This is a genomic window from Micromonospora sp. NPDC004540 (genome assembly GCF_040610095.1).
In the GTDB taxonomy this organism is placed as follows: domain Bacteria; phylum Actinomycetota; class Actinomycetes; order Mycobacteriales; family Micromonosporaceae; genus Micromonospora.
Map to the genome: position 1 here is coordinate 1 of NZ_JBEXLR010000145.1, position 12,097 is coordinate 12,097.

Annotated in this window: 11 protein-coding genes and 2 pseudogenes; 3 read left to right on the plus strand and 10 right to left on the minus strand. The window is 77.0% G+C overall.

Annotation, left to right across the window (positions count from 1 at the left end; all coding sequences use genetic code 11):
- Positions 1 to 327 precede the first annotated feature (327 nt).
- The 4 genes from ABZV78_RS29805 to ABZV78_RS29820 all read right to left on the minus strand — a co-directional run bounded on the left by ABZV78_RS29805 (position 328) and on the right by ABZV78_RS29820 (position 3,240).
- Entirely contained in the window at positions 328 to 894 is a 567-nt protein-coding gene (locus ABZV78_RS29805; RefSeq protein ID WP_355643925.1) for a dienelactone hydrolase family protein, read from the minus strand.
- A 48-nt stretch (positions 895 to 942) separates the two neighbouring features.
- Entirely contained in the window at positions 943 to 1,314 is a 372-nt protein-coding gene (gene paaI, locus ABZV78_RS29810; RefSeq protein ID WP_355643939.1) for a hydroxyphenylacetyl-CoA thioesterase PaaI, read from the minus strand.
- 37 nt (positions 1,315 to 1,351) lie between these two features.
- Positions 1,352 to 2,659, minus strand: a complete 1,308-nt coding sequence (gene paaK, locus ABZV78_RS29815; protein WP_355643927.1) for a phenylacetate--CoA ligase PaaK — start codon at positions 2,657 to 2,659, stop codon at positions 1,352 to 1,354.
- Between the two features lie 131 nt (positions 2,660 to 2,790).
- Positions 2,791 to 3,240, minus strand: coding sequence for a MarR family transcriptional regulator (locus tag ABZV78_RS29820; protein WP_091258868.1), 450 nt, complete (start codon positions 3,238 to 3,240; stop codon positions 2,791 to 2,793).
- 137 nt (positions 3,241 to 3,377) lie between these two features.
- Here ABZV78_RS29820 and ABZV78_RS29825 point away from each other — a divergent pair, with 137 nt between their 5' ends.
- The 3 genes from ABZV78_RS29825 to crcB all read left to right on the plus strand — a co-directional run bounded on the left by ABZV78_RS29825 (position 3,378) and on the right by crcB (position 5,603).
- Positions 3,378 to 4,601, plus strand: a complete 1,224-nt coding sequence (locus ABZV78_RS29825) for an MFS transporter (protein ID WP_355643929.1) — start codon at positions 3,378 to 3,380, stop codon at positions 4,599 to 4,601.
- A 148-nt stretch (positions 4,602 to 4,749) separates the two neighbouring features.
- Positions 4,750 to 5,244 carry a CrcB family protein gene (locus ABZV78_RS29830; RefSeq protein WP_355643941.1) on the plus strand — a complete coding sequence of 165 codons (495 nt, stop codon included), beginning with the start codon at positions 4,750 to 4,752 and terminating at the stop codon, positions 5,242 to 5,244.
- Positions 5,241 to 5,603, plus strand: a complete 363-nt coding sequence (crcB, locus tag ABZV78_RS29835) for a fluoride efflux transporter CrcB (RefSeq protein WP_355643931.1) — start codon at positions 5,241 to 5,243, stop codon at positions 5,601 to 5,603. The genes ABZV78_RS29830 and crcB overlap by 4 nt, the downstream gene beginning before the upstream one ends.
- Here crcB and cobA read toward each other — a convergent pair.
- The 6 genes and pseudogenes from cobA to cbiE form a co-directional block, all read right to left on the minus strand.
- A complete protein-coding gene (gene cobA / locus ABZV78_RS29840; protein WP_355643933.1) occupies positions 5,593 to 7,269 on the minus strand; it encodes a uroporphyrinogen-III C-methyltransferase in 1,677 nt (558 codons plus the stop codon). The two genes, crcB and cobA, sit on opposite strands and share 11 nt — an antisense overlap.
- Positions 7,266 to 7,859, minus strand: coding sequence for a precorrin-8X methylmutase (locus ABZV78_RS29845; protein ID WP_355643935.1), 594 nt, complete (start codon positions 7,857 to 7,859; stop codon positions 7,266 to 7,268). Before ABZV78_RS29845 ends, cobA begins: the two co-directional genes overlap by 4 nt.
- A complete protein-coding gene (locus ABZV78_RS29850) occupies positions 7,856 to 8,932 on the minus strand; it encodes a HoxN/HupN/NixA family nickel/cobalt transporter (protein ID WP_355643937.1) in 1,077 nt (358 codons plus the stop codon). The genes ABZV78_RS29845 and ABZV78_RS29850 overlap by 4 nt, the downstream gene beginning before the upstream one ends.
- Before the next feature lie 26 nt (positions 8,933 to 8,958).
- Positions 8,959 to 9,117, minus strand: a pseudogene (locus ABZV78_RS29855) (4Fe-4S binding protein); the annotation flags it as partial.
- Positions 9,105 to 10,907: a precorrin-3B C(17)-methyltransferase gene (gene cobJ / locus ABZV78_RS29860; protein ID WP_355643943.1), complete on the minus strand. Its 1,803-nt coding sequence runs from the start codon at positions 10,905 to 10,907 to the stop codon at positions 9,105 to 9,107. The gene cobJ and the pseudogene ABZV78_RS29855, both read right to left, overlap by 13 nt.
- Positions 10,908 to 10,936: 29 nt before the next feature.
- Positions 10,937 to 12,001: pseudogene (gene cbiE, locus ABZV78_RS29865) on the minus strand (precorrin-6y C5,15-methyltransferase (decarboxylating) subunit CbiE); the annotation flags it as partial.
- Between the last annotated feature and the right edge of the window lie 96 nt (positions 12,002 to 12,097).

Below are 12,097 nucleotides of genomic sequence, written 5' to 3' on the forward strand. Positions count from 1 at the left end.
CCTCACCAGCCGTCGCCTAGAACCCTCCCGAGAGCCCCGTCAGGTCGCCCACCGCGACCGCCCGATCCGGCGGGCCGGGTCGGGCCGGTGGGCGGACGGCCGCCGGCCGTCGGGCCGCCGCGTCGGGCCGACCGGGAGCGGGCGGGTGCGACATCCGCCCGACCACGGCTGACCCTGGCCCCCGGCGTGCCCGTGCTCGCCGCCTGACGACGACGTCGGGGCCGGAGCGGGCACGGGGCCACTCCGGCCCGGACGTCGTCCGGGACGACAGGACGAGGACGGGCGTGCCGGGATCCGGCGTCGCGCCACGGCGGGCCGGTTGGTCGGTCAGCGGTCGGCGAGGAACGCCAGGACCCGGTCCCAGGTGAGCGCGGCGGCCGGCGCGTCGTAATCGGGCGTGCCGGGATCGGTGAAGAGGTGCCCGGGGCCCGGGTAGCGGTGCACGGTCACCTCGGCGCCGGCGGCGGTCATCGCCCGCTGCCACTCGTCCACCTCGTCCGCCGTCTCGTACTCGTCGGGGTCGGCGAGGTGCAGCTGCACCGGCAGCCCGGGGCGCACCGACCCGGGGTCGCCGCCGGTGCCGTGCAGCAGGAGCAGCGCCGCCGCCTCCGGCCGCTCGGCGAGCAGCGCCCCGGCGACGCCGGCGCCCATCGAGAAGCCGGCCAGCACGGTCTCGGCGGGCAGTTCGGCCGCCGCGGCGCGGGCCCGGTCGAGGACCTCGTCCCGGCCGATCTTGTCGAACAGCGCGAAGCCGGCCGCGACGGTCTCCGTGGCCGGCACCTCGTACAGGTCGGGGGTGGCCACCCGGTGCCCGGCGGCCCGCAGCCGGCCGGCGGCGGCCAGCACCGCGGGGCGCAGCCCGTAGACGGAGTGCAGGAGCAGGATCTGTGCCATCGCCCCATCCTGGTCCGCACCCCGGCCGTGGGCCGGCCGGCGCGCCGGTCAGTCCCGGGCGATGGTGCGGCTGCGGCCCCGGAACTCGGCCACCACCTCGCCGTCCCGCGACACGGTGACGTCGTAGATGCCGCTGCGCCCGTAGCGGACCCGCTCGGCGGCCCGGGCCTCCAGCAGGTCGCCCTCGCGGACCGGGCGGAGGAAGCTGATCTCACCGCCGGCGGCCACGGTGGCCGGGCCGTGGCTGTTGCAGGCCAGCGCGAACGCGGTGTCGGCGAGCAGGAACACGAAGCCGCCGTGGCCGATGGCGTGGCCGTTGAGCATGGCCGCGGTGACCCGCATCCGGGCCACCGCCGCGCCGTCGCCGGCCGAGACCAGTTCGATGCCGAGCCCCTTGGACGCCACGTCGGCGTCGAACATGTCGTGAGCCGCGGTGCGGCCGTCCTCGCCCGCCACCTCAGCGCTCCCGCCGCTGGTCGACGATCCGGCGCATCTTGCCCATCGAGCGCTCCACCCCGTCCGGCTCGATGACCTGCACCGCCACGCTCACCCCGATGGTGTTCTTGACCTGCTCGACCAGGGCCGCCCCGGCCCGTTCGGCCTCGTCGGCGGCCACCCCGGCCCGCCGCTCCACCTTGACGGTGAGGGTGTCCATCCGGCCCTGCCGGTCCAGCACGCACTGGAAGTGCGGCGACAGCGCGGGCGTGCGCAGGATCAGCTCCTCGATCTGGGTCGGGAAGACGTTGACCCCGCGCACGATCATCATGTCGTCGGTCCGGCCGGTGATCTTCTCGATCCGGCGCATGCTTCGCGCGGTGCCGGGCAGCAGGCGGGTGAGGTCGCGGGTGCGGTAGCGGACCACCGGCATGGCCTCCTTGCTGAGCGAGGTGAGCACCAGTTCGCCCCGCTCGCCGTCGGGCAGCACCTCGCCGGTGACCGGATCGATGATCTCCGGGTAGAAGTGGTCCTCCCAGAGGTGCAGGCCGTCCTTGGTCTCCACGCACTCGACCGCCACCCCGGGGCCCATCACCTCGGAGAGGCCGTAGATGTCCACGGCGTGCATGTCGAGGCGCTGCTCCATCTCCCGGCGCATGTCCTCGGTCCACGGCTCGGCGCCGAAGATGCCGACCTGGAGCGAGGTGGACCGCGGGTCGACGCCCTGGCGCTCCATCTCGTCGACGATGGCCAGCATGTAGCTGGGGGTCACCATGATGACCTCGGGCGCGAAGTCGCGGATCAGCATGACCTGCCGCTCGGTCATGCCGCCGGAGACCGGGATGACCGTGCAGCCCAGCTCCTCGGCGCCGTAGTGCGCGCCGAGGCCGCCGGTGAAGAGCCCGTAGCCGTACGCCACGTGCACCCGGTCGCCGGGGCGGCCGCCGGCGGCCCGGATCGAGCGGGCCATCAGCTTCGCCCAGGTGTCGAGGTCGGCGCGGGTGTAGCCGACGACGGTGGGGCGGCCGGTGGTGCCCGAGGAGGCGTGCAGCCGGGCCACGCGCTCGCGGGGCACGGCGAACATGCCGAACGGGTAGTTCTCCCGCAGCTCGGCCTTGCCGGTGAACGGGAAGCGGGCCAGGTCGGTCAGCTCGCGCAGGTCGTCCGGGTGCGCCCCGGCCGCCGCGAAGGCCCGGCGGTAGTGCGGCACGTTGTCGTACGCGTGCCGCAGCGACCAGCGCAGCCGGTCGAGTTGCAGCGCCCGCAGCTCGTCGACGCCGGCCCGTTCGACGGGTTCCAGCTCGTCCGGACGAGGGGTGCGGTCCTGCACGGTGTGACCTCCTGCGCGACGGGGTCCGCCGACGCCGGGTCGCGCCGGGCGGGTGCCGATCACCGTACGCCCGTACGGCCCGTCCTGCCAGGTCAGCGGGGTCGGCATCGCCGGCCGCCGATGCCGCCGGCTCAGCGCGCGGCGGGGAGCCGGTGCAGCGCGTCGACCAGCGGGGCCAGCTCGGGGGTCCGCTCGCCCTCGGCGAGAGCGTCGGCGAGCACCCGGTCGTGGGTGGGGCGGGCCCGGCCGAGCAGCTTCGAGCCGGCCGGGGTCAGCTCGGTGTAGATGCCGCGCCGGTCGTCCGCGCAGAGCACGCGGGTGAGCAGGCCGCGCTCCTCCAGCCGGGTGACCAGACGGGTGGTGGCGCTGCCGGAGAGCGCCGCGGCGCGGGCGAGCTGCCGCATCCGCATGTGCCAGCCGTCCTGCCGGGAGAGCGCGTCGAGCACCGTGTACTCGACGACGGAGAGGTCGTGCTCGGCCTGGAGGGCGCGCTCCAGGGCGGTCTCGATCAGGCCGTGCAGCGCGGCGAGGGTACGCCAGCCCTGCGCGCGGATCTCGACCGCGTCGTCGGCGATCCCCATGGCGTCTCCTCCCGGTGTGACGTGGACGTCCCCCAGGCTACCACCCTTGCGCCGGTATAAGGCGCGTGCAACTATCTTGTTGTCGGCGCGGGTAGTTGCACGCGCCTTATGTTTCGAGCGCACGGATTGGGTACGGCATGGCACAGCGCACCTCCGCCCTCCCCGGCGGCCTGATCGCCCTGGCGATCGGGGCGTTCGGCATCGGGCTGACCGAGTTCGTGATCATGGGGCTGCTCCCCCAGGTCGCCGCCGACTTCGCGGTCAGCGAGTCGGTCGCCGGCTGGTTGATCTCCGGGTACGCCCTCAGCGTCGCCGTCGGCGGGGTGGCGCTCACCGCCACCGTCACCCGGCTGCGCCGCAAGCCGGTGCTGCTCGGGCTCATGGTGCTCTTCATCGCCGGCAACCTGCTCTCCGCCCTGGCCGGCGACTACGGCACCATGCTGGCCGGGCGGATCGTGGCGGCGCTCTGCCACGGCGCGTTCTTCGGCATCGGCGCCGTGGTGGCGGCCGGCCTGGTCGCGCCGGCCCGCCGGGCGGGCGCGGTCGCCATGATGTTCACCGGCCTCACCCTCGCCAACGTCCTCGGCGTGCCGTTCGGCACCTTCCTGGGCCAGCACTTCGGCTGGCGCGCCACGTTCTGGGCGATCACCGGCATCGGGCTGGTCGCGCTCGTCGGCCTCGCCGTGCTGGTGCCCGGACGCGGCCCGGCCACCGACGCCGCACCCACCGGCGGGCTGCGCGGCGAACTGCGGGCGTTCACCCACGCCCAGGTCTGGTTCTCGCTGGTGATCACCGTGCTCGGCTTCGGCGGCATGTTCGGCGCGTTCACCTACATCGCCTACACGCTGACCGAGGTGAGCGGCTTCGCCGCCGGCACCGTGCCGTGGCTGCTGGTGCTCTTCGGCGTCGGGCTGTTCGCCGGCAACCTGGCCGGCGGCCGGGCCGCCGACGTGTCGCTGTCCCGGACCCTGGTCACCGTCCTCGCGGTGCTCACCCTGGTGCTGGTCGGCTTCGCGCTGACCGCCGCAAGCCCGGCGCTGACCGTGGTCTCGCTGGTGCTGATGGGCGCGTTCGGCTTCGCCACCGTCCCGCCGCTGCAGATGCGGATCATGAAGTACGCCAGGCAGGCCCCGACGCTCGCCTCGGGGGCGAACATCGCCGCGTTCAACGTCGGCAACGCTCTCGGCGCCTGGCTCGGCGGGCTGACCATCGACGCCGGCCTCGGCTTCACCGCCCCGATCTGGGCCGGCGCCGGGCTCACCCTGCTCGGCCTCGCGGTGCTGCTGATGGCCGAGCGGCGCGCCCGGCGTACCCCGGCGGAGGCGGCGGGCGCCCGCGAGATGGCCGACGTGGCGGCCTGACCGGCCTGACCGCTCCGGCGGCCGGACGGCCAGGCGACGGGCGGCGTTATGCTCGGGCGGCACCGGCGGTGGGGCCCGCCGTCCCGGAAACCCGCCGGGAGAACCGCGACAGGCTCGCCAACGGTCCCTGCCAGTGATGCCCGTCCTGGTGGGAGGCACCGTGTCCGGACCGTCCGAGTTCCGCGTCGACCCCGACGTCGACCTGCGCGTCCCCGCCGACCGGCGGGAGCTCGCCGCCCACCCGGCGGCGGTGCTCGGCGTCATCGCCGCCGGCGGGGTGCTCGGCGCGCTGGCCCGGGCCGGGCTCCAGGCCGCGTTCCCGCACCCGCCCACCGGTTTCCCGTGGGCCACCTTCGGCATCAACGTCGTCGGCTGCCTGCTGATCGGCGCGCTCATGGCGGCGCTCGCCGCCCGCCCGGCCGGGCCGCTGGTCCGGCCGTTCCTCGGCGTCGGCGTGCTCGGCGGCTTCACCACCTTCTCCACCTACGCCGTGGACGCCCAGCGGGCGGTCGCCGCCGGGGCGCCGGGCACCGCGCTGGCCTACCTGGCGGCGACCCTGGCCGGGGCGCTGCTGGCGGTCTGGGCCGGGGACGCGGTGGCCGGCCGGCTGCTGGCCCGGGCCAGGGCCGGGGCGGCCCGGTGACCGTCCTGCTGATCGCGCTCGGTGCGGCGCTGGGCGCGCCGCTGCGCTACCTGACCGACCGGGCCGTGCAGGCCCGGCACGGCTCCCGCTTCCCCTGGGGCACGCTGACCGTGAACGTCGTCGGGTCGCTGGTGCTCGGCGCGGTGGCCGCGGTGCCCGCCTCGCCCGCGGTGACCGCCCTGGTCGGCACCGGCTTCTGCGGCGCGCTGACCACCTGGTCCACGCTCGGCTACGAGACGCTGCGGCTGCACCGCGAGGGCGCCCGCGGGCCTGCCCTGGCCAACGTGCTGGGCAGCGTCGCGGCCGGGCTCGCCGCGGCCACCGCGGGCTACGCGCTGGCCGGTGCCGTCACCGGCTGACCGCGACCTCCGCGGCCGGCTCCGCCGAGGGCGCCAGCGCCACCACCGGTCCGACCACGAAGACCGCCGGCGGCCGGACCTCGTCCCGCTCGGCGAGCGCGCCGACCTCGTCCAGCCGGCACCGGGCCGTCCACTGGTCCGGGTGGCCGGCGTCCCGGACCACCAGCACCGGCGTCTCCGCCGCCCGCCCCTGGGCGAGCAGCTCGGCGGCGATCCGCCCGACGGTGTCCACGGCCATGAGCAGCACCAGCGTGCCCCGGGCCCGGGCCAGCGCGGCCCAGTCCACCAGGGAGTCGGGGTGCCCGGGCGGCAGGTGCCCGGAGACCACGGTGACCTCGTGCGCCACGCCCCGGTGGGTCACCGGCACTCCGGCCAGGGCCGGCGCGGCCACCGCGCTGCTCACCCCGGGCACCAGCACCGTCTCAACCCCGGCCGCCGCGCAGGCGAGGACCTCCTCGTGGCCGCGGCCGAAGACGTACGGGTCGCCGCCCTTGAGCCGGACGACCCGCCGCCCGGCCCGGGCGTGTGCCACGAGCGTGTCGTTGATGGTGTCCTGGGCCATCGAGGGGCCCCGGGGCACCTTGGCCGCGTCCACCACCAGCACGCCGGGGCGGAGCCCGCGCAGCAGCCCGGCCGGGGCGAGCCGGTCGGCCACCACCACGTCCGCGGCGTCGAGCAGCGCCCGGCCGCGTACCGTGATCAGGTCGTCCGGGCCGGGCCCGCCGCCCACCACGGCAACCTGGCCGGGGCGCAGCGCCGGCTCGTGGTGGTGGTCGGCGTGGTGGTGATGGTGGTGGCCGTGGCCGCCGGCCGGGTCGTCGGGGTGGTGGTGCGGGGTCTGCGGGAGCCCCACCTTGTCGGCGAACCCGGGCAACGCCACCCGGTAGGCGCAGGTGTCGCAGTTCATCCGGATGTCCCCGCGCAGCGCCTCGGCGTGCCGTTCGAGGACCAGGTCGGCGAGGGCGTCGCAGTCGCCGATCACCTCGGCCACCCGCACGTCCAGGCCGGGATGGTCGGCGGCGAACTCCCGGCTCTGCGCCACGATCCGGTCCGGCAGCACCCCGGCGAAGAGGAAGTACGGGGCGACCACGATCCGCCGGGCGCCGAGCCGGCGCAGCCGCTCCAGCACGGCCGGGACGGCCGGCTCGGCCAGCGAGACGAAGCCCGGCTCCACGCCGGCGTAGCCGCGCCCCTCCCAGAGCAGCCGGGCCACCTTGGTCACCTCGGCGTTGGCGTCCGGGTCCGTGGAGCCGCGCCCGATCAGCGCGATCCAGGTGCCGGCCCGGTCGGCGCCGTCGAGCGCCGCGTCGATCCGCTCCGCCAGTGCCTCCTGGAGCAGCGGGTGCGGCCCGAGCGGCCGGCCGTAGGCGTACCGCAGGCCGGGGTGGCGCTGCTTCTCCCGGGCGAGGGCGGCGGGGATGTCGCCCTTGCCGTGCCCGGCGGCGGCCAGCACCAGAGGCAGCGCCACCAGGTGGCGGTGTCCCCGGCCGACCAGCGCGCCGACGGCGTCGGTCAGCGGCGGGCGGGACAGCTCGATGAAGCCGCCGTCGACGTCCGGGACGGCGGCCCGGCGGCGGATCCGCTCGACGAGCGCGGCGAACTGGGCGACACCGGCCGCGCTGCGGGTGCCGTGCCCGACGATCAGCAGCGGGGTACGGTCCTTCACTTGTCCTCCAGGTACAGCAGGGCGTTGAGGGCGGCGGCGGCCACCGCGGAGCCGCCCTTCTCCCCCACGTTGGACACGGCGGGCAGGCCGCTGGCCCGCAGCGCCGCCTTGGACTCGGCCGCGCCGACGAAGCCGACCGGCAGGCCGACCACCAGCGCCGGGGCCGCGTCGAGGCCGATCAGCTCGACCAGCGCGGTGGGGGCGCAGCCGACCACCCAGACCGCGCCCGGGCCGACCCGGTCGGCCGCGATCCGCACCGCCGCCGCCGAGCGGGTGATGCCGGCGGCGCGGCCCAGGTCGGCGGCGGCCGGCTCGGCGACCGGGCAGACGATCTCCCGCCCGGCCCGGGTGATGCCGGCGGCGACCATCCACACGTCGGTGACGATCGGCGCGCCGGCCCGCAGCGCGGCCCGCCCGGCGGCCAGGCCCTCCTCGTCGCAGACCAGGTCGGCGACGTAGTCGAGGTCGGCGCTGGCGTGCACCACCCGCTCGGTCACCGCCCGGGTCAGCGGTGGCAGGTGGGACAGGTCGACCCGCCCGCGCAGGATCCGGTAGGACTCCGCCTCGATCGGGTGCACGGTCCGGCTCACGGAGCGGCCTGCCCGTAGCGCCGGTCGTAACCGCGCAGCCGCCAGAGCAGCACGGCGCCGCCCCAGGCGAGCACGAAGAGGACCACCACGGCGTAGCCGAGCTGCTCGAAGTGGTCGGCGATCGACGCGTACCCGGCCAGGGCGGTGGCGCCGAACTGGTCGGTGAGCAGCCCGGCCAGGTAGACGCTGGCGACCAGGCCGCCGACCAGCACGGTCATCGTGGTGGTGGCCAGGTTGTACCAGAGCCGCCGGGCCGGCTGCCGGTACGCCCATGAGTAGGCGCGGCTCATCAGCAGGCTGTCCGCGGTGTCCATGGCGGACATCCCGGCGGCGAAGAGCAGCGGCAGGGTGAGCAGGGCCAGCACCGGCAGCCCGCCGGCGGCGGCGGTGCTCGCCGAGAGCGCCAGCAGGGTCACCTCGCTGGCCGTCTCCAGGCCCAGCCCGAAGAGGAAGCCGACCGGGGCCATGTGCCAGGAGGAGCGGACCAGGGTGCGGGCCCGGGCCCCGAGGATCCGGTGCATGAGCCCCCGGTTGAGCAGCAGGAGGTCCAGCTCGGTCTCGTCCAGCGCGCCGGCGCGCAGCCGCCGCCAGAGCCGGGCCAACCCGGCCAGCACCGCCGCGTTGAGGGCCGCCACCAGCAGCAGGAAGCCGGTGGCGGTGACCGCCGCGACGGTGGCGCCCACCGCACGGAAGCCGTCCATCCGGGCGCCCGACAGCCGGGTGGAGGCGAGCCCGATCACCAGGGCGAGCAGCAGGACCACGGCGCTGTGCCCGAGCGCGAAGAAGAAGCCGACGCCGACCGGTCGCCGGCCGCGCAGCAGCATGAGCCGGGTGGTGTCGTCGATGGCGGCGATGTGGTCGGCGTCGAAGGCGTGCCGCACGCCCAGCACGTAGGCCAGGGTGCCGGCGCCGGCCAGCCCGCCGGCCGCCGCCGGCTGGTGGTTCCAGTACAGGTAGAGGGTCACGCCGGCGACGTGCAGCGCGGCGACCGCGCAGACGATGCCGCCGAGGCGGGCCCGCTCGGCGCGGCTCCAGCGGCCGACGGGCGGGGCGGCGGTCGGGATCGAGGTCATCGCTCTCCTCCGGGTTCGGGGTCGACGCGGATGGCGTCCACGGGGCAGATCTCCAGGCATTCGAGGCAGCCGGTGCAGCGGTCGGTGACCCGCAGGCCGGCGGGGGTGGGGCGGATGGCGTGCACCGGGCAGGTGAGCAGGCAGGCGCCGCAGCCCTGGCAGGGACCGATGGTCACGACCGCCACCGGTACCCCCGGGGCGTGACCATCCGGCCGGCGACCACCCGGGTCTGCGAGCTGCCGACCACCACGACGCTGTACATGTCGACCAGCGCCGGGTCGAGGGTGGCGAGGGTGGCCAGGTGCACCCGCTCCCCGGGGCGGCTGGCGTTGCGCACCACGCCGACCGGGGTGTCCGGCGGGCGGTGCGCGGCGAAGGTCTCCAGCGCGGCACCGAGCTGCCAGTCCCGGGTGCGGCTGCGCGGGTTGTAGAGCAGCGCCACCAGGTCCCCCTCCGCCGCGGCGGTGATCCGACACGCGATCACCGCCCAGGGGGTGTGCAGGTCGGACAGGCTCAGGTAGACGTGGTCGTGCCCGAGCGGCGCGCCGAGCAGCGCGGACGCCGCGAGACCGGCGGTCACCCCGGGAACACCGACCACGTCGATCCGGCCGTCGGCGTACTCCAGGGCGGGGCTGGCCATCGCGTACACGCCGGCGTCGCCGGAGCCGACCAGGGCGACGGCGTGGCCGGCGGTGGCCTCGGCGACCGCCGCGCGGGCCCGTGCCTCCTCCGCGCCGAGCCCGCTGGCCAGCACCCGGGTGCCGGGGCGGAGCAGGTCGCGGATCTGGTCGAGGTACTGGTCCAGGCCCACCACCACCGCGGCCCGGCGCAGCTCGGCCACCGCGCGCGGGGTGCGCAGGTCGGCCGCGCCGGGGCCGAGGCCGACCAGCGCGAGCCGGCCGCGCGGGGCCTGCCGGGCCACCGCGACGGTGGCCATCGCCGAGGCGGTCTTCGGCACCAGCAGCGTGCCGCCGCCGCGCAGCGCGGCGGCCTCCGCCACGCTCGGCGTGCCGACCGCCGCGCGGACCACCTCGCTGGGGTGCGGCACGTCGACCGCCGCCAGGTCCGCCGCCGGCCAGGTCGCCAGGGGTACGCCGTACGCCTCGGCGGTCGCCCGGATACCCGCCTCGTCGGCCTTGAGGTCCACGCTGGCCAGGCCGCGCAGGCTGGCCGGGCTCAGGCCGGCGCCGGCGAGTGCCCGGCGCAGCAGGCCGGTCACCTCGGCGGCCGGCACGCCGCGGCTGGAGCCGATCCCGGCGACCAGCGACGGCGGCCGGAGCACCACGGTCCGCCCGTCGAGCGGGACGACCCGGTCGGTGACCAGGATCCGCCAGCCGCCCGCGCCGTCGCGGGTCTCATCGGCGGCGGTTCCGTCGGCCGGCGTCGGGATCGCCGGTCCGGCGGTCGGCGTCGGGGCGGCGTCCGGGGTGACGGCCGGCGTGTGCGGGCCGGGCGGCGGGGGCGTGACCTCGACGTGGACGTGCTCGGGCAGGGCGGGCAGCGGCCAGGTGGCGTCGGCGACCAGCCGGACCGGCTCGCCGTCGAGGATCGCCCGGGAGACCGCGGCCACCGCGCCCTCCACCGGCCAGCCGAGGGTGTCCAGCCCGGGCAGGCCGACCGCGTCGGTGGCGGTGGTGACCACCGGCCGGGCGTCGAGCAGCGCGCCGACATCGGCGGCGAGGGTGTTGGCACCCCCGGCGTGCCCGCCGAGCAGGGCCACCGCGTGCCGGGCCGCCTCGTCGACCACCACCACGGCCGGGTCGGTCCACTTGTCGGCGAGCAGCGGGGCGAGGATCCGGACCACCGCGCCGGTGGCCAGGAAGGCGACCACCGCGTCGCACTCCCGCCAGGCCGTGCGCAGCGCGTCGGCGGCGCTCTCCGCCGCCACGAGCCGGGCGTGCGGCCAGGCCGCGGCGAGGGTACGCGCGTGCCGCCGGCCGGCGGCGGTTGCCGCGACGAGTCCGATGCTGGTCATCTGCTCCCCCGTGGGTGCGGTGTGGATGGTCAAGGCAGCTCCCCGGTGAGCACCACGACCGGGTTGGTGGCGGCCAGGCGCAGCGCGCCGCCGGGCAGGTCGGCGAGGCGGGCGGCGCCGAGCTGGCAGCCGTCGACCGCGTAGCCGGCGGCGCGCAGCAGGTGCACGGCCGGGGCGATCCGGTCGAGGGCGGCAAGCGTGGCCACCACCCGGGGCGGGCGGCGGTCGGCCACCGCGGCGAGCACCTCCATGCCGCCCCCGCCGACGAAGACCGCGTCCGGTTCGGGCAGCCCGGCCAGGGCCGACGGGGCCGCCCCGGTCATTACCCGCACGTCCACGCCGTGCCGGGCGGCGTTGGCCAGGATCGGCGCGTCCGGGTCACGTTCCACCGCCAGCACCGCCGCGCCGAGCAGCGCGCACTCGATGCCGACCGAGCCGCTGCCCGCGCCGACGTCCCAGACCAGCCGCCCCAGCCGGGGCCGCAGCCGGGCCACCACGAGCGCCCGCACCTCGGCCTTCGTGATCATCGAGTCCCGGTGGGCGTACGCGGACTCGGGCAGCGCCCAGCCCCCGGCCGGCGCGGCGGCCGGCTGGTCGTCCGCCCGCATCCCGGCGGCGCCGGCCACGGTCTCCGGGGCGAGGCTGAGCACCACGTGCGGGTCGGCCCAGGTCGTCGCGGCGGCCTCGGCCGGGGTGGTCCAGGTGACCCGCTCGTCCGGGGTGCCGAGGTGCTCGGCCACGACCAGGCGGCGGTCCCAGCCGGCCAGGCCGGCGCCCAGCTCGGCCGCGCCCGCGCCGGGGGCGGTGAGCACCGCGACGGCGGGCAGCGCCCGGCAGGCATTGACCGCCGGGCGCGGGTCCCGGCCGTGCGCGGTGACCACGGCCGCGCCGTCCCAGGGCAGCCCGGCGCGGGCGAACGCGGCGGCGACGCTGGAGACGGCGGGCAGCACCCGCACGGGCAGGCCGGCCGCCCGGAGCCGGCGGACGATGCCGAAGAACCCGGGATCGCCGCTGGCCAGCACCACCGCGGGCGTGCCGGCGGCGACGGCGACCGCGAGCCGGTCCAGGGCGGGGGCGAGCGGGCCGAGCACGACCCGCAAATTGGCCGCCGGCTAGTTGGCGGATCTCCTCGTCGGGCAGTCTCTGACCGTCCAGCCTCCCCGGACGGGGACAAGGTGGAGCGCCCTACC

Coding starts and splice junctions, on each gene's coding strand:
- paaI (WP_355643939.1), bottom strand. CDS start 1,314: ATGTTCGACGCCGACGTGGCGTCCAAGGGGCTCGGCATCGAACTGGTC.
- ABZV78_RS29825 (WP_355643929.1), top strand. CDS start 3,378: ATGGCACAGCGCACCTCCGCCCTCCCCGGCGGCCTGATCGCCCTGGCG.
- ABZV78_RS29850 (WP_355643937.1), bottom strand. CDS start 8,932: ATGACCTCGATCCCGACCGCCGCCCCGCCCGTCGGCCGCTGGAGCCGC.
- ABZV78_RS29820 (WP_091258868.1), bottom strand. CDS start 3,240: ATGGGGATCGCCGACGACGCGGTCGAGATCCGCGCGCAGGGCTGGCGT.
- ABZV78_RS29805 (WP_355643925.1), bottom strand. CDS start 894: ATGGCACAGATCCTGCTCCTGCACTCCGTCTACGGGCTGCGCCCCGCG.
- cobJ (WP_355643943.1), bottom strand. CDS start 10,907: ATGACCAGCATCGGACTCGTCGCGGCAACCGCCGCCGGCCGGCGGCAC.